At 70.1% G+C, this 16,276-nt stretch carries 16 protein-coding genes; 9 read left to right on the plus strand and 7 right to left on the minus strand.

The window, feature by feature from the left end:
- Positions 1-250 precede the first annotated feature (250 nt).
- Entirely contained in the window at positions 251-1,195 is a 945-nt protein-coding gene (locus ACFWN2_RS31085) for a beta-ketoacyl-ACP synthase III (RefSeq protein ID WP_382433455.1), read from the minus strand.
- A gap of 81 nt (positions 1,196-1,276) precedes the next feature.
- Here ACFWN2_RS31085 and ACFWN2_RS31090 point away from each other — a divergent pair, with 81 nt between their 5' ends.
- Positions 1,277-1,876 (plus strand): TetR/AcrR family transcriptional regulator, encoded by a 600-nt coding sequence (locus tag ACFWN2_RS31090; protein ID WP_382433457.1) that lies wholly within the window; start codon positions 1,277-1,279, stop codon positions 1,874-1,876.
- Here the strand turns inward: ACFWN2_RS31090 and ACFWN2_RS31095 are convergent.
- From ACFWN2_RS31095 to ACFWN2_RS31105, 3 genes are read right to left on the minus strand one after another with little or no spacing between them, the layout of a single operon-like run.
- Positions 1,846-2,571 (minus strand): alpha/beta fold hydrolase, encoded by a 726-nt coding sequence (locus tag ACFWN2_RS31095; RefSeq protein ID WP_382433459.1) that lies wholly within the window; start codon positions 2,569-2,571, stop codon positions 1,846-1,848. The two genes, ACFWN2_RS31090 and ACFWN2_RS31095, sit on opposite strands and share 31 nt — an antisense overlap.
- Positions 2,568-3,032 carry a hypothetical protein gene (locus ACFWN2_RS31100; RefSeq protein ID WP_382433461.1) on the minus strand — a complete coding sequence of 155 codons (465 nt, stop codon included), beginning with the start codon at positions 3,030-3,032 and terminating at the stop codon, positions 2,568-2,570. Before ACFWN2_RS31100 ends, ACFWN2_RS31095 begins: the two co-directional genes overlap by 4 nt.
- 34 nt (positions 3,033-3,066) lie before the next feature.
- Positions 3,067-3,651: a TetR/AcrR family transcriptional regulator gene (locus ACFWN2_RS31105; RefSeq protein ID WP_382433463.1), complete on the minus strand. Its 585-nt coding sequence runs from the start codon at positions 3,649-3,651 to the stop codon at positions 3,067-3,069.
- A gap of 61 nt (positions 3,652-3,712) precedes the next feature.
- Between ACFWN2_RS31105 and ACFWN2_RS31110 the strand changes: the two genes are divergently transcribed.
- On the plus strand, positions 3,713-3,958 hold the full coding sequence (locus ACFWN2_RS31110) for a hypothetical protein (protein WP_382433465.1): 246 nt from the start codon (positions 3,713-3,715) through the stop codon (positions 3,956-3,958).
- Here the strand turns inward: ACFWN2_RS31110 and ACFWN2_RS31115 are convergent, their stop codons facing one another.
- Positions 3,959-5,584 (minus strand): C39 family peptidase, encoded by a 1,626-nt coding sequence (locus ACFWN2_RS31115; RefSeq protein ID WP_382433467.1) that lies wholly within the window; start codon positions 5,582-5,584, stop codon positions 3,959-3,961.
- A gap of 63 nt (positions 5,585-5,647) precedes the next feature.
- On the opposite strand from ACFWN2_RS31115, the gene ACFWN2_RS31120 reads away from it, so the two are divergent.
- A complete protein-coding gene (locus tag ACFWN2_RS31120) occupies positions 5,648-8,194 on the plus strand; it encodes a BTAD domain-containing putative transcriptional regulator (protein ID WP_382433469.1) in 2,547 nt (848 codons plus the stop codon).
- 121 nt (positions 8,195-8,315) lie between these two features.
- Here the strand turns inward: ACFWN2_RS31120 and ACFWN2_RS31125 are convergent, their stop codons facing one another.
- Together ACFWN2_RS31125 and ACFWN2_RS31130 are read right to left on the minus strand one after the other, a co-directional pair.
- Positions 8,316-9,605, minus strand: coding sequence for an FAD-binding oxidoreductase (locus ACFWN2_RS31125; protein WP_382433471.1), 1,290 nt, complete (start codon positions 9,603-9,605; stop codon positions 8,316-8,318).
- 17 nt (positions 9,606-9,622) lie between these two features.
- The gene (locus ACFWN2_RS31130; protein WP_382433473.1) at positions 9,623-10,420 is read right to left on the minus strand and encodes a hypothetical protein; all 798 of its coding nucleotides are present in this window, start codon (positions 10,418-10,420) and stop codon (positions 9,623-9,625) included.
- Positions 10,421-10,747: 327 nt separating this feature from the next.
- Between ACFWN2_RS31130 and ACFWN2_RS31135 the strand changes: the two genes are divergently transcribed.
- The 6 genes from ACFWN2_RS31135 to ACFWN2_RS31160 all read left to right on the plus strand — a co-directional run bounded on the left by ACFWN2_RS31135 (position 10,748) and on the right by ACFWN2_RS31160 (position 16,275).
- Entirely contained in the window at positions 10,748-11,743 is a 996-nt protein-coding gene (locus ACFWN2_RS31135) for a methyltransferase (protein WP_382433475.1), read from the plus strand.
- Positions 11,744-11,825: 82 nt separating this feature from the next.
- On the plus strand, positions 11,826-12,725 hold the full coding sequence (locus ACFWN2_RS31140; protein ID WP_382433477.1) for a LysR family transcriptional regulator: 900 nt from the start codon (positions 11,826-11,828) through the stop codon (positions 12,723-12,725).
- A 113-nt stretch (positions 12,726-12,838) separates the two neighbouring features.
- Positions 12,839-13,987: a CaiB/BaiF CoA transferase family protein gene (locus tag ACFWN2_RS31145; RefSeq protein WP_382433479.1), complete on the plus strand. Its 1,149-nt coding sequence runs from the start codon at positions 12,839-12,841 to the stop codon at positions 13,985-13,987.
- Positions 13,984-14,727 carry a crotonase/enoyl-CoA hydratase family protein gene (locus ACFWN2_RS31150; protein ID WP_382433481.1) on the plus strand — a complete coding sequence of 248 codons (744 nt, stop codon included), beginning with the start codon at positions 13,984-13,986 and terminating at the stop codon, positions 14,725-14,727. The genes ACFWN2_RS31145 and ACFWN2_RS31150 overlap by 4 nt, the downstream gene beginning before the upstream one ends.
- 1 nt (position 14,728) lies before the next feature.
- The gene (locus ACFWN2_RS31155) at positions 14,729-15,448 is read left to right on the plus strand and encodes an acetoacetate decarboxylase (RefSeq protein WP_382433483.1); all 720 of its coding nucleotides are present in this window, start codon (positions 14,729-14,731) and stop codon (positions 15,446-15,448) included.
- Positions 15,445-16,275 carry a 3-hydroxyacyl-CoA dehydrogenase NAD-binding domain-containing protein gene (locus ACFWN2_RS31160; protein WP_382433485.1) on the plus strand — a complete coding sequence of 277 codons (831 nt, stop codon included), beginning with the start codon at positions 15,445-15,447 and terminating at the stop codon, positions 16,273-16,275. Before ACFWN2_RS31155 ends, ACFWN2_RS31160 begins: the two co-directional genes overlap by 4 nt.
- The last annotated feature ends 1 nt before the right edge of the window (position 16,276 follow it).

Below are 16,276 nucleotides of genomic sequence, written 5' to 3' on the forward strand. Positions count from 1 at the left end.
CATCGCCATCGCCATCGCCATCGCCATCGCCATCGCCATCGCCATCGCCATCGCCATCGCCATCGCCATCGCCATCGCCATCGCCATCGCCATCGCCATCGTTGGCGTCACCGCCATCGTTGGCGTCACCGCCGCCGCCACCGTCACCGCCACCGACGCCGTTGCTACCGCTACCGCCGCGCCGCCGCCACCGCCGTTGACGTCGCCACCACCACCCTCATCGACGCGCGGCGGCGGAGACCGTTGTCCCCTACGGGGTCGTGATCACCTGGCCCGCCCACGACAGTCCGCCGCCGAACGCGAACAACAGCACGGGCGCGCCCGACGGAAGCTCTCCGCGTTCGACCATCTTGGACAGTGCGAGCGGTACCGAGGCCGCCGACGTGTTGCCCGACTCCACGACGTCGCGGCCGATCACCACGTCCTCGCGCAGGCCGAGTTTGCGGGTCAGGGCCTCGATGATCCGCAGGTTGGCCTGGTGCGTGACCACGGCTGCCAGGTCCGTGACGGCGATGCCCGCTCGTTCGCAGGCCTGGATCGCCACGGCCGGGAGTTCGCTGGTGGCCCAGCGGAAGACGGACTGGCCCTCCTGGGCGAAGCGCGGCTGCCACTCGTTCACCAGGCGGACGGCGTTGGCCCTGGTGGGGTCGGAGCCCCAGGTGACCGGGCCCACCAGTGCGTCGGGGGAGGCGCTGACCACGGCCGCGCCCGCGCCGTCGCCCAGCAGGATGCAGGAGGAGCGGTCGGTCCAGTCGACCAGGTCGGACATCTTCTCGGCGCCGATGACCAGCGCGTGCTTCGCCGCGCCTGCGCGGATGGTGTGGTCGGCGGTGGCGAGGGCGGTGCAGAAGCCGGCGCACGCGTTGTTCAGGTCGAAGACGACTGCGGACGGGATGGCCAGGCGGGCCGCCACCTGTGCCGCCGTGGAGGGGGAGCGGTCGATGGCCGAGCAGGTGGCGACGATGACCTGGCCGATGTCGGACGGCGCCAGGCCGGAGGCGGCGAGGGCCTTCGCGCCCGCTTCGGAGGCCATGTCCGCCACGGTTTCCGACTCTGCGGCGATGCGGCGGGTGGCGATGCCGGTGCGCTGGAGGATCCACTCGTCGTTGGTGTCGACCATCTTCTCCAGGTCGGCGTTGGTCAGCACTCGCTCCGGCTGGTGATGGCCGAACGCGACGACACGTGATCCGGACAAGGTGAGCTCCTTCGGCGAGGCTGCGACGCGGCGAATATAGCAACCGATCGGTCGGTAGCTAAAGAGACGTAAACTACAGCGATGAGCCCGCGCAGATCTGTCGCCGACACCCTTGAGACGCGGCAGCGCATCCTCGACCGGAGCCTCGCCATCGCCTCGGCGGAAGGGCTGGAGGGGCTCACGATCGGGCGGCTCGCGACGGAGCTCGGGATGAGCAAGGCCGGGCTGCTCGGGCACTTCGGCACCAAGGAGGCCCTGCAACTCGCGGTGGTCGACCAGGCCGCGGAGGTCTTCCTGCGCGAGGTGCCGCGCAAGGTGAAGCAGATGCCGTCCGGGTTGCCGCGGCTGGTCGACGTCTGCGAGGCCTGGGTGTCCTACCTCGAACGCGAGGTGCTGCCCGGCGGGTGCTTCTTCACCGCCGCCACGGCCGAGTTCGACGGGCGCAGCGGCCGTGTTCGGGACGCGCTGGCGGGCATGAACGCGTTCTGGCGCAGGGACCTGCGGATCCACATCCGGCGCGCGGTGAGCGCCGGCGACCTCAAGCTGGACACCGACGTCGAGCAGCTGATCTACGAGATCCTCGGGGTCATGCTGGCGCTCAACCACTTCCTGCAGCTCGAACACGACAGCGCGGCGCCGCGCCGGGCCCGTCAGGCGTTGAGGCGACTGCTCACGAAGTGATTGACGATCGCCGCGATCTCCGCCGGCTGCCCGGCCACCATGCCGTGCGTCGCGTCGATCTCCCGCACCTCGACGTTCGGAGGCAGGTCGCGGCGCAGCCCGGCGCGGTGAGCGTCGAAGAGCGGCACGAGAGCGGGCGGCACCGGCAGGTTGCGGGTGGCGAGCACCAGCAGGAACGGCGCGGTCACCTTCGCGAAGACCGGCAGGGCGTCGAGGAGCTCCGGTGACGTCCGCAGCACCGAGAGGATCTCGCGGGACGGGCGGGTGACCGTCTCCAGCTGAGCGTCGAAGATCGCGTTCAGCTCGGCCAAGCCCCGGGTTACGTCCTCTTCGGACAGACCAGCGTAGTTCGACGGATGCGTTGTCGCGGAACGATGTCCGTCCAGGCTGATGGCCGCAGGGCAGGACGGGTGCCGCAACGCCCACAGACCGGCGATGACCCCGCCGAGCGAGTGACCGACGACCACGGGGTTGTCGAGTCCGAAGTGGACGGCCGTGTCGTCGAGGTCGTCGAGCACCGCCTCCCAGTCCCACGGACCGTCGGGCGACTCGCCGTGGCCGCGCAGGTCGACCGCCACGGCACGTCCGTCCAGTTGTGGCGCAAGCGCTTCCCACGCGGATCTGTCGCCGCCCAGGCCGTGCAGGAGCAGGAACGGCCTGCCGTCGCCGCCGAAATCGGTCGCTGCCAGCTTCACTGGTCTCTCCTCAGGCTCAGTCGTGTGCGGATCGAGTCGACGGTCACGCCGCCGTTCGGGTGCCGCAGCAACTTGTCGCGGTTCACGAGGTCGTGCACGCCCTGCCGGGTGATGCCGAGCATCGCTCCGGCAACGCCGAGCGACACGTGGTCCTTGCTGGGGTGGCCGGCGCGGCGCGCGGTGACGCGGCCCAGCGGCGTCGCCCACCAGGTCTCGGGCGGGTCGAACGGGGCGTCGCCGGGGTAGAGCACGGTCAGCAGGCGGATCGCCACCCGCCGCGCCAGTGCGTCGTCGGGTCCGAGCAGCTGGGCCGCCCACATGTCGGCGTCGGCCCGCACCGTGGACCGCAGGTCGGTCAGGTTCGCCTGCGGCAACAGGATGTCCAGCGGATCGAGCAGGCGACTCGTCACGAGCCGGATCAGGTCGTTCCGCAGGTCCACGTGTTCGGAGAGGGTCGACACTTGACAGACGATATCAAGTACTTGACGGCCAGTGTCAAGTAGCCGGGAGCATCGTCCTCAGCACCTGGGTGAGGACGTCCTGTCCCGCTTCCCGCATGACCGACTGGCGCAGGGCCAGTCCGATTCCCAGGGAACCCACGGCGACGACCAACTGCTCGACGGGCAGCGCGGGTTCGAGTCCCAGTCGCTCGAACTGCTCGGTGAGAAGGGCGACGACCTGGGCGTCGTGGCGTCGCTGGAGCGCGGCGACCTGGGCGGCGATCCCGGGTTGCTGGGCCGTCGCGGCGAGCACCTCGGCCGCCACGGCGGTCCACTTCGCCGCCTCCTCGTTCGCCGCACCGCTGAGCACCGCGATCAGGTCGTCGCGGTCACCGGTCCGGCCGAGGGCTTTCCGCAGGCCGTCGAGATGGGTTCCGGCGTCCGCCTCGACGATCGCGAGCCACAACCCCTCCTTGCCGCCGAAGTGCTTGTACACAGCGCCGCGGGTGTACCCGGCCTCGGCGGCGATCTCCTCGACCGCCGCTCCCAGGAAACCCCTGCGCAGGAACACCTGCCGCCCGGCGAGCAGCAGGTGTTCGTGCGTGCGTGCCTGCTGTTCGGTCCTCGTCAGCCTGGCCATCGCCCACCCATTCAGTAACACGGTGTTTCTGGAAACATCGTGTCACTGTACAGTCGGGCGCATGGACCTCCTGCTCGGCCTGGCGGCGTTCCTGAGCGTGCCGCTGACCCTCGCCGGGTTCACCTGGTACGCCCTGCGGGCCCGCCGCACCGGTAGCGGGCAGTCGCTCATGGCGCCGTTCGAGGAGATCTGGGATCCCGTCGCCCACCGGACGAACACCGAGGTCCACGCCGAGGCGCAGCGCACCCCGGAGACGCCCTCACCGGGTGATCCCCTCGACGACCTCGTCCCTCCCGCCGGACGGTAGTCAGGCGGCCCACATCTGCACCGGCGCGATGTAGTTCCAGCTGTACAACTGGTTCGCCCCGTCGTAGCTGCCGTCCGTTCCCGCGCCGTAGGTGTCGTGGACGTAGAACTGGCCGTTGTCGTGGTAACCGATCACCACGGACAGGTGGCCGGCGGTCGAGCCCCACGTGCCGCTCATGATCACGAACTTGCCCTGGTCGAGGAACGCGCGGACCTGCGCCGGGGTGAAGTTGCCCTGTTGGACGGCGGCGCCGTTGCGGGCCAGGAAGTCGCGCTCCGACTCCCAGGAGGCGCAGGGGCGGGCCGGGTTGCCGCCGCAGTAGTAGCCGGTGATCCAGCCGTGCGCGCCCTTCCAGCTGCCGGTGCGGCCCCAGTCGGCCATCGTGCGGTTGAAGGTGGTGCCGCGGTTGGAGAACTCGTCGGTGATGTAGCGGCCCCACTTCGAGTAGTGCGAGAACGGCTGCGAGACCTGCACGCCGAACTCGTTGGGCAGCTGGTAGGTCACGAGGTCGATCACGGCGCTGGTCGGGCCGCAGGACGAGTTTCCGTTGAAGTCGTTGCGCGTGTCCCACAGCTGGTGGATGTACTCGGCACGGTTCAGGCGGCCCATCGTGGTGACCTGGCCGCCGTCGAGCGTCGCTGCCTTCAGGCCCGACGCCTTCACGTAACCGCGGGTGGGACTGCCGATCACGGCCTCGGTGCCGTCGAAACCGGTCAGCGCGTGGGTGAACGACAGGCCCTCGACGACCCGGGAAGCCTTGTGGGAGGCCAGGTCCTGGACGTAGACGCCGTTGAACCCGGCGAACTGGTCAGGGCCCGACGTCTTGTCGGACACGCACCCCATGACCTCGTACGCGACACGTGCGCCGTCGGTGCTCCACACCGCGCTGCGGTAGTGGTGACGCGTCTCGCCGACCAGCGACCGGACCTCGCCGTTCTCCGACGCCAGGCCCAGCCACTGCGGCTCGGCGCCACCGCAGCGGTAGACCTCGTTGTGCTTGATGAAGCTGACGTGCCGCTCGCCCTTGACGTCCACGAGCTTGAAGTCGCGGTACAGCGCCGACGAGTCGGAGCTGATCAACGGCTTGGCGGCGCCGGACTTCAGGTCGAACCGCACCAGTGAGCCCACGAACGTGCTGTCGTCGGCGACCTCCGGGTGCTGCACAGCCAGGAGCCCGGTGCCGTCGGAGGTGAAGCCGAGGAGTTGGGGCGCGCGGCCATGGAGCTTGCCGGTGGGAACGCCGTCCACCACGACGTTCTCGCCGTCCGCGTACGCCAGCGAAGAGCCGTGGAACACCGCCGAGGTGATCTTTCCGCGCGCCACGAAGCGGGTCTTGCCGTAGCGGTCGACGGTGTGCAGCGAGCCGCCGCTCGTGCCGTCGAAGTCGGAGATCACGGCGGCCAGTGCGCCGTCGGCGGACGACGTCGACCTGACCGTGTAGGCCGGGTCGCTGACGGGGAAGGTGGCTCTCTTCGCACCGCCGACGAGCACGTCGTAGCCGTTGGCCGACTTCACGGCGTGCGACTGCGACGGGCTGGAGGAGTAGGGCTCGACGGCCTGGGCGGGGGACACGGCGGCGGCGAGGGTGCCTAGTGCCACGACCAGTGCCAGTGGGGTTCTCGTCATGGGTCGAACGTCGTGGCGCGTGGCATGTGTCCGGTATGTGGATGGTGGTTACGATCGGGAGTTGTGGAGTTCCGGGTGCTCGGGCCGGTCGAGTGTTACGCCGACGACGGCGTGCGGCTGAGCCTTGGGCCGCCCAAGCAACGAGCGGTGCTCGCGTTGCTCCTCGCCCAGCCCGGCCGGGTGCTGTCGGTCGACCGGCTGATCAGCGTGCTGTGGGACGACGCCCCGCCCAAGACGGCGCTGAAGAACCTCCAGGTCTACGTCTACCAGCTGCGCAAGATCGTCGGCTCGCGGCTGCTCTCGCGGGCGCCCGGCTACCTGATGTCGGTCGACCCGGCGGAGCTCGACCTCACCCGGTTCACCGACCTGCTCGGAGTCGCCCGCCGCGAACGCACACCGCAGAGCTACCGGGAGGCGCTCGCGTTGTGGCGCGGGCCCGCCCTCGCGGATTTGGCGGCGTCCGGGCTGTTGCGAGGGGTCGTCGCCCAGCTGGAGGAACTGCGACTGGCCGCGCGGGTCGAGTGCGCGGAGGCGGAGCTCGACCTCGGCCGGCACGTCGAGGTCGTCGCGGACCTGGGTGAGTGGGTGCGCGAACACCCGTTGAACGAACGCCTGCGCGAACAGCAGATGGTCGCGCTGCACCGCGCGGGCAGGCCGGCCGAGGCGCTGGCCGCCTACCAGGAGTGCCGCCGGGTGCTGATGGACGAGCTCGGCGTCGAGCCGGGGGAGTCGTTGCGGCGCCTGCAGGCCGAGATCCTGCGCGCGAAACCCGTTGGCGCGGCGGCGATCCGCCAGCTGCCGCCGGACGTCGTCACCTTCGCCGGACGCGCCCGCGAGCTGAACCTGGTCAAGGCGCAGCCGCGCAGGGACAGGGTCGCGGTGTGCGTGATCACCGGGCAGGCGGGCATCGGCAAGTCGGCGCTCGCGGTGCGGGCGGCCCACGAGATCGCGTCGAGGTTCCCGGACGGCCAGCTCTACGCGGACCTCTCGGACGGCGCCTCCGACCGGGTCCTGAGCCAGTTCCTGCGCGCCCTCGGCGAACGGCCCGGCGACGAGGAGGCCCTGCGCTACCGCTCGCTCACCGCGTCGCGCAGGCTGCTCGTGGTGCTGGACAACGTTGCCACGGCGGGCCAGGTCAAACGCCTGCTGCCGACCGGCCCCGGCTCGGCCGTGCTCATCACGTCCCGCCGTCCGCTCACCGCGCTGACCGGTGCCTCGTACGTGAAACTCGGTGCGCTGCAACTGGAAGACGCCTACCGGCTGCTGGAGGGTGTCGCCGGCAGGGTCGAGGACGCTGCGGAACTCGTGCGCTGGTGTGGCGGACTGCCCCTCGCGCTGCGCATCGCGGGAGCCCGCCTCGCCGCCCGTCCACAGTGGACCGCACCGCTGCTCGCCGCACGCCTCGCCGACGAGACGCGCCGCCTCGACGAGCTCAGGCTCGGCGACGTCGCGGTGCGGTCGGCGTTCGAGGTCAGCTACGCCGAGCTCGGGTCTCCTGACGTGGCAAGGGTGTTCCGGCTGCTCGGCCTCCTCGACGGCCCGGACTTCGCGGTCGCGGCGGCACGCGCGCTGACCGACGTGCCAGACGTCGAGGAACTCCTCGCCGAACTGGCCGACGCGCACCTCGTCGAGGAACCCGTGCCCGGCCGGTACGCCCTGCACGACCTGCTGCGCCTGTTCGCCCGCGAACGCTGCCGCGCCTCGGAGACGTCCGAGGAACGATCCCTGGCGCTGGAACGCCTGCACAAGCACTACCTGGAAGCACTGGCGGACAACCCGGCCGACCTCTGGCTCGCCGAGGAGCGCGACAACCTGATCGCCGCCGCGCACCAGGCCTCCCCGGCCGACGCGATCGCGTTCGCCACCGGCCTGTCCTGGTACTTCCGCCGCCGCTCCGAGGTGGCGGACTGGGCGGCGTTGAACACCCTCGCACTGGAGGCCGCGCGGTCGCTGGGTGACGTCCGCGCGGAAGCGTTGGCGCTCAAGGAACTCGGCGCCGCCTACGAACGCGGCTTCAAGTTCGCCGAGGCCCAGCAACACTGGACGGCCGCGCTTGAGCTGGCCCGCCGTCTGCACGACCGCCACCTCGAAGCCGTGACGCTCAACAACCTCGGCATCGCCCACTGGCGCCGCCGGGACCTGCCCGCCGCACTGGAGTCGTTGCGGGACTCGCTGACCTTGCGCGAGGAGCTGGACGACTCACAGGGCGCGGCCTACGTGCGCACCAACCTGGGCCTGGTGCACGCCGCGCTGGGAGACCTCCCGGCCGCGCTGGTGTGCTACGAGGAGACGCTGACGACGCTGCGGGCGTGCGGCGACAGGTCCGGCGAGCTGCACGCGCTGGCGAACATGGCCGACGCCCACCGTCAGCTCGGCTCCCTGGACCGTGCGCTGGAACTGGCGGAGGAGGCGTTGCGGCTCGCGCGGTCGGTGGGGGACCGGCAGATCGAGGCGGGCGTGCTGCTGGACCGGGGCATCGTGCACGAGCTGGCCGGGCGGGTGGAGCAGGCGCGCGAGTCCTACGGCGAGGCGGTGGAGTTGTCGCGGCGCATCGGGTTCCGGTGGGGAGAGGCGGAGGCGGCGCGGAAGCTGGCGGGGCTGGACGGCTGACGGGCGGCCCGGCGTGGTGCGGCGGGGTTGGACGGTTGACGGCCTGCCCGGCGTGGTGCTGCGGGGCGGCCGAGTGCGGGAGCGTTGGGACTGCAGTCGCACCCGCCGTCCGCCACCACACTCAGCGCTCCGCCGCGTACCTTCCCGCCGCGAACACCCCGTCCGGATCCAGGGCCCGTCCGATCCGCGCCTGCAACGCCGTGGCCGCCACCGGCCGGTCCACATCCCTCCGGTACGGCAGGAACCCTTCCGCCGCAAACGCCTGGTGCAGCCGGTCGAGCGTCTCCCGCGCCTCCTCGGCCGCGGCGGGATCGTCCGCCGCGAAGCCCAGCCCGATGACGTGGTCGAGCGTGTCGCTGTCGAGCACGTTCATCGTGATGCCCGGAGCCGAGGCACAGCAGTCGCGCACCAGCTTCTCGGTGAGCGTCACCGCCTCGCCGGAGAACGGCACGATCGGCAGGAACATCAGCAGTCCGCGCTCCGCGTCGAACCGGTCGGCGGGGCAGCCCTGGCTCTTGCGCAGGAACCACGTGTCGGCCGGGTCGGGCTCGCCCGCGTAGGCGCGGCGGACCACCTCGTCGGCGGCGGAGGCAGGCGCGGCGACGAGGGGTGAGTTCCGGGCGGCCTCCGTGAGGACCGAGCCGAGTGCCTCGACCATCTCGCCCGCGCCGCTGAGGCAGACGTGTGCGAGGTAGCTGTCCTGCACGCCGTTCGCGGTGGCCGCGAGCGGGTTGTAGACCTTGGTGGTGGGCGGGACGAGTCGCTGGGCCGTCCACGACCGCAGCACGTCGATCGCGTCGGCCAGGTCGTCGGGGGCGAAGGTGAACGGCAGCACCCGCACCTCCTCCGGCCTCGGCAGCAGGCGGACGACGGCGGCGGTGACGACAGCGAACGACGACTGCGTGAACAGGTGGGTGAGCGTCGGGCCCAAGCCGTGCGTGCGAGGGACGGCCGAGGTCCCCGGCCACCAGCCGACGTGCTCGCGCTCTCCGTTGGCCAGCACCACTTCCAGGCCGACGAGGTCCTCGGCGCGGGCTCGGTGCACGCCCACGCCGCGTTCCAGCGCGTTGCCGATGATGCTGGTGCGCAACGAGGAACCGGTCAGGTTGAAGATCCTCGTGGTGCCCCGCAAAAGCTCCGCCAGCCTGCCCTGCGTGACTCCCGGCTCGACGACGGCGTAGCCGCGTTCCAGGTCCAGCGCGCGGACGCGGTCCAGGCCCGACAGGTCGAGGACGGTGGCGCCGTCCCCGACCGGGAGGCCAGAGCCGAGGCCCCAGTTGTAGCCCGTGCTGATCGGGTGCAACGCCCGCCTGCCGGACCGGACGATGCCGGCCACCTCGTCGGCGGTCGCGGGCGTGAGGACGTCGGCGATCTCTCGTGCCGGGAAGGCCGCCGGGTGGTCGGTGAACACGTCGCTCCTCCTGCGGTTCAGTGCTGCCCGGCGAAGTAGCCGAGTCGTTGGTGCGCCAGCTTCTCCGCGGCTTCGAGGCCGGTCTCCTGCTTGCCGCCGAGCTGTTCCATCAGCAGGCTCTGCTCGGTGCGGCCGCCGAACCTGTCGCACACCCACAGGTGCGCGTCGTACATCTCCCCGACGGCCTCGCGCACGGTGGTGGCGTCGGCCGCGCTCAGCCTCGCCATCGCGCCTTCCTGCTTGAGCTTGCGGAACTGCACGACGAGCTCGCGGTGGTCACGGGTCTGCAGGCCGCTGAAGCCCGCGTTGACGGCAGGCGGGGTCATGGTGTCGCGGACGTCGCCGTAGATCTCGGGCGGGAAGTCGGCCGCGTACCGCATCGTGTGGGCGCTGCTGCGGCACAGCCAGGCGAAGTCGCGCACCGCCTCGGCGTCGGCCTTGTCGCGCAACTGCTTCACCGAGACGATCAGCAGCTGCATGAGCACGAAGAACCGCTGGTGGCCGAGGAGCCACCGGTGGTTCGCCGCCGCGGCCGGGTCGTCTGCGTGCCACTCGCGGTCCTCGCTCGCCGGCAACGGGGTCGAGGTGAGATAGCCGCTGGCGCCGATCAGCATCCGGTCGGGATCACTGTCCACAGTGGTGCCGTGGGCGGCGAGGTCTCGCTGGACGAGCAGGTCGCTCAGCAGAATGGCACCCGCGAGCAACATCGCGCTGTCGCCCTCGGCGCGACGAATCGCGAAGAAATCGTCGTGGACCTCGCAGGCGGCGGGGGAACTGTCCTGCGGCGTGAAGCCGGTGTCCAGGTTGTCCGTCATCCAGTCGATCAATTCGCTGCGAACTCTTGAGTTCCGAAACTCCAGGGCATCGAAATGATCACCGGGAATGTCCTGCAGCAGCCCCGACAACCGTTTGGAAACGTCCGAAATGGACGATGGCAACGCCGTGGGCAGCGGCAACGTGAGCGGGATCTGGTCGCCGAGTGCAGCGCCAGTGTTCATAGATCAACTCCGGGACCCCGGTGTAACTACGGACGGTGAGTGATCATTACGATAGGTGGCCCGCGCCTCGCTGAGCCGCCATTAACGTGAGGATTACTCGAATTGGTGACTCCCACTGTCGCCCCCGTCACTCCGATCCCGTTGATGGAACTGACGACGGGATTCTGGAAGTTCAAGGCAATGGCCGCGGCGGTCGACATCGGACTGTTCGCCGCCGTGGATCGCCGTGGTGAGGCCACTTTCGCGGAGCTCGTCACCGATCTCGGTCTGCACCCGCGTCCGGTGCGCATGCTGCTGGGCAGCTGCACGGCGCTCGGGTTGCTCGACAAGTCCGACGGCCGCTACCGCAACAGCGGGCTCGCGGCGGAGTTCCTGGTGCCGGGCCGCGACCGCTACTTCGGCGGGTTCGTGCAGTACTCCGACGCGCACGCCTACCCGGCGTGGGGCAGGTTGCAGGAGGCGTTGCGCGCCAACGCGCCCACGACCTGGGACGCGTCCACTCAGGACAGCGCGTTCGTCGCCGAGACCGAGCCCGCGATCCTGGAGAACTTCTGGGAGGCGATGTTCTCGCTCTCGTCGTTCACCGCGGACGCCCTGGCCGACGCGCACGACTTCGGCCGCCACCAGCGACTGCTCGACGTCGGCGGAGGCATGGGCCCGTTCCCGATCGGCCTCTGCCGCCGCTACGAGCACCTGAGCGCGACCGTCTACGACCTCCCGCACATCGCCGGGAAGTGCCGCGATCGAGTCGCGAGCGAAGGCCTGTCCGACCGGATCTCCGCGCACGGCGGCAACTTCCTCGCCGACGCCGAGTTCCCCGCGGGCCACGACGTGATCCTGCTCAGCATGATCCTGCACGACTGGGACGAGCGGACCTCGCGCGACATCCTCGCGAAGGCCTACGCCGCACTGCCCTCCGGCGGCGCCGTCATCATCTGCGAGCTCGTGCTCGACGACGACGAGACCGGGCCGCTGCCCGCCGCGATGATGGGCCTCAACATGCTCGTGGAGACGCGCGGCGGCCACAACTGGACCGACGCCGAGTACCGGGAATGGCTGACCGGCGCGGGTTTCCGCGACATCAGGACGATCCCGATGCACTCGGCCGGTGCGAACGCCGCGATCGTCGCCGTCAAGTAGCGACGGAAGCCGGCGTCGCCCTCGGCCGCAACCGTTTGCTGCTCGTCGACGGCTCGTGCTCCGAAAGGCCTAACCTGATCACGTGGAACTGCTGCACCTCAGGTACTTCGTGGCGGTCGCCGAAGAGCTGAACTTCTCGGCGGCCGCGCGGAAGCTGCACATGGCCGCGTCGCCGCTGAGCCAGCGGATCAAGGACCTCGAACACGAGCTGGGGCGCCCGCTGTTCGACCGCAGCACCCACCACGTGGCGCTCACGGACGCGGGCGCCGCCCTGCTGCCGATCGCGCGGGACGTGCTCGACCGGGTCGGTTCCATCCGATGGCGGCTCGACCAGGCCACGACGCCCGACCGCGTCACGGTGCTCGTCGGCATGCCCGCCGGCATTCATCCGGTGCTGCGGGAACGGCTGACCGCGCTGGCCGAACGCGTCGCCGGGCGGTTCGAGGTCAAGCGGTGGCCGGGGACGACCTCGGACCTCGTCGCGGCGGTGAAGGACGGCCGGCTCGCGCTGACGTTGGCACGGCTGCCCGTGCAGGAGGCCTCTCTCGACGTCCTGCACGTGATGACGGAACGCCTCGGCGCCGTGGTGCCCGCCGACCAGTTCGACGGGAAGAACTCGGTCAAACTGACCGATCTGGCCTACGCGAGATCGCCGGAAGAAATGATGCCAGCGTATTTCGAGCAGCTCGACCGGCAATTGCACGAGCTCGGCATCAAAAAGCGCATCCAGCTGAGCAACACCGGCTACCAGGGCACCTCGGAGATCGTGTCGAGCGGCCTCGGCTTCTCCGTCTCGATGCTGGACGAGGACAGCGCGATGCGCGGATACCGGCTGGAGAACATGACGGTCCTGCCGTTCGAGGACTTCCGCGCGCAGCTCGACACCGGACTGCTCTGGCGGCGCGACCGGGCGGACGGCGGCGACATCGAAGAACTGGTCGAGGCGGCGAAACAAATCTTCACCGAGCCGATCGTCAAATAGACAATGGTGTGACCGCTGTGGTCATACCATTGTGCTCGACATGATCGTTCCCTTTCTCGCGGTTCTCACTAACTTCGGTGGTGCAGGAACGAACAGGTGCGAAAGGACGAACGATGAAGGACATCACCGCCGGTCCGCTGGACGGCGTGCGGGTGATCGACCTCTCGACCGTGGTGATGGGCCCGTACGCGGCCCAGATCCTCGGAGACCTCGGCGCCGACGTGATCAAGATCGAGTCGCCTGTGGACACCGTCCGCAACGGCCGCTACCGCACCACGCCGGGCATGACCCCGTTGAGCCTCAACGTCAACCGGAACAAGCGCAGCATCGCGCTGAACCTCAAGGACGAGGACGACCGCGAGAAGGCACTCAGGCTGATCGACACGGCCGACGTGCTGATCACCAACATGCGTCCCGGCGCGCTGAGCAGGCTCGGCATGAACTACACCGACGTCGCCGAGCGCAACCGCGGCCTGGTCTACGCCCACGCCCAGGGCTTCCGCGGCGACTCCGACCGCGCCGGCACCGCCGCCTACGACGAGACGATCCAGGGCGCGTCCGGGCTGGTCGACATCGCCAACCGCGCGATCGGCAGGCCCGTCTACCTGCCGACGATCATCGGCGACAAGGTGTCGGCGCTGACCATCGTCTACAGCGTGCTCGCCGCGCTGGTGCACCGGAACAACACCGGTGAGGGCCAGCGGGTCGAGATCCCCATGGCCGACACGATGATCGCGTTCAACCTGGTCGAGCACCTCTCCGGGCACGCGTTCGTGCCGGAGGAGGGACCGACGGGCTTCAACCTGTCGATGGCCAAGGGTCACCACGCCGTGCACACCAAGGACGGGCTCGCGTGCGTCGTGCCCTACAACCCGCAGAACTTCCGCGACTTCTTCGCCGCCGCTGGCCGTCCCGACCTGGTCGAGGACCCGCGGGTGGCCGGTGAGCGGATCGATCCCGGCGACAGCGACGACCTGATGGGTCTGGTCGACGCGTGTGCACCAGCTTTGACCAGCGAGGACTGGGCCGAGGTGTGTGCGAAGCACAGCATCCCGTTCGGGCCCGTGCTGGAGTTGGACAAGGCGCACGAGGACCCGTACGTCCGCGACGGCCACCTGCTCGACGAGGTCCAGCACCCGAGCGAGGGCGCCGTCCGCTCGATCGGCATCCCCGTCCGGTTCTCCGCCACGCCCGCCACCGTCCGCCGCCTGGCCCCGCTGCCCGGCGCGGACACCGCAGAAGTGCTGAAGGAGTTGGCATGAACGAGGTCCGCACCGAACGAGTCGGCTCGACGCTGCTGATCACGATCGACCGGCCGGAGGCCCGCAACGCCGTCAACGCGGCCGTCGCGACGAAGCTCTCCGCCGCGCTGGACGAGCTGGAGTCCACACCGGACCTGCGCGTGGGCGTGCTCACCGGAGCGGGCGGCACGTTCAGCGCCGGCATGGACCTCAAGGCAGCGCTCAAGGGCGAGTCGCCGGTGGTCGGCGACCGCGGGCTCGGTGGTCTCACCGAGGCCGCGCTGACCAAGCCGTTGATCGCCGCCGTCGAGGGTTACGCGCTGGGCGGCGGGTTCGAACTGGCCCTGGCCTGCGACCTGATCGTCGCGGCCGAGGACGCCCGGTTCGGACTGCCGGAGGTGAAGCGCGGCCTGATCGCCGCCGCCGGGGGAGTCGTCCGCCTGCCGCAACGGATCCCGCACCACCTAGCGATGGAGATCCTGCTGACCGGCGAACCGGTCGACGGCGTCCGCGCGGGCGCGCTGGGCATCGCCAACCGGGTCGTGCCGAACGGGGAGACCACCGCGATCGCTCTCCGGCTCGCGGAACAGATCGCCCTGAACGCACCGCTGGCGCTCGCCGCCGTCAAGAACGTCGTGCGCTCCCAGGACCCCTGGACCGCGCAACGCGCCGAGAGCGCTCGCCTGATGACCACCGCCGACGTCCGCGAGGGCATGACCGCCTTCGCCGAGCGCCGCGCTCCACAGTGGACAGGACGCTGACATGCTGGGCACCACACCCCTCACCGCTCCCGCGTTCCCGGCGGTGCGGCCGCGGTTCTTCGACCGCGAGTACCTGAACATCGTCTACCGGACCGATCCCGAGGCGCTGCGGGCCGTCGTCCCGCAGCCGCTGAAGATCGACGAGCCGCTCGTCCGGTTCGAGGTCATGAAGATGAACGACGTCACCGGTTACGGTCCGTACACCGAGGCGGGCCAGGCGATCCCGGTCGTCTTCGACGGCGAACGCGGCGAGTACCTGCACGCCATGTACCTCGACAGCTTCGCCGCCACCGCGTCCGGGCGCGAGGTCAGCGCCTACCCGAAGGTCATGGGTTCGCCGAAGCTCTACGCCGACCACGGTGCCCTCGTCGGCACGCTCGACTACGGCACCATCCGGGTGGCCACCGCCACGATGGGTTACAAGCAGTACGAACTGGACACCCGTCAGGCTGAGGCGGAGATCACGGTTCCGACCTTCATGCTGAAGACGATCCCTGACTATGACGGTTCGCCGCGGGTGCAGGAGCTCGTGCGCACGGAGATCACGGACGTCGTGGTCAAGGCCGCCTACACCGGCCCCGCGCGCCTGCAGCTGTTCCAGCACGTCCTCGCGCCGCTCGCCGACCTCCCCGTGCTGGAGGTCGTGTCCGCCAGCCACGTCATCACCGACCTGACGCTCGCTCCCGCCAAGCCGGTCCACAACTACTTGGAGGAAGCATGAAGACCGTCGCAGTCGTCGGGGCCGGGGTGATCGGCCTGTCGTGGGCCCGCCTGTTCTCCGAGCACGGCCTGACCGTGCGCGTCGTCGATCCCCGTCCGGACCTGGTCGTCCCCGACGGCGTGCAGATCGCGCGGAACGTCGCCGAAGCCGTGCGGGACGCGGACTTCGTGCAGGAGAACGGTCCTGAGGACCTGGAGTTCAAGAAGACCCTGTTCGCCGAGTTGGTCCGCGAGGCACCCGAGCACGCCCTGCTGCTCAGCTCGTCGTCCGCGATCCCGTCGACCGCGTTCACGAAGGGCATCGACGGCTCACGTGTCCTGATCGGACACCCGTTCAACCCGCCGCACGTGATCCCGCTGGTCGAGGTCGTGCCGGGCGAGCAGACCAGCGAGGAGTCCGTGACCAGGGCCGTCGGGTTCTACCGGTCGCTCGGCCGCACGCCGGTCGTCGAACGCAAGGAGATCCCCGGCTTCGTCGGCAACCGCCTGCAGGCCGCGCTCTCCCGCGAAGCCGCCTACCTGGTCGAACAGGGGGTCGTCACGCCGGAGGACCTCGACGCGGTCGTCACGAACTCGCTCGGGCTGCGCTGGGCGACCGTCGGGCCGTTCCTCGGCGCGCACCTCGGTGGCGGCCCCGGCGGGTACCGGCACCTCGCAGGGCACATCGGGAAGTCGATGCGGGGTTTGGAGTTGGGCACCCCGTCACAAGATCCAGAACGGCTGATCAAGGCCGTGGAAGACGCTTACGGCTCCTCCGCGTACCCGGCGCTGGCCGAGACGCGCGACCGCAGGCAACTCGCCGTTCTGACGGCATTGGAGGAGAACTGAC

The sequence above is a fragment of the Lentzea sp. NPDC058436 genome (genome assembly GCF_042721515.1).
Lineage (GTDB): Bacteria > Actinomycetota > Actinomycetes > Mycobacteriales > Pseudonocardiaceae > Lentzea.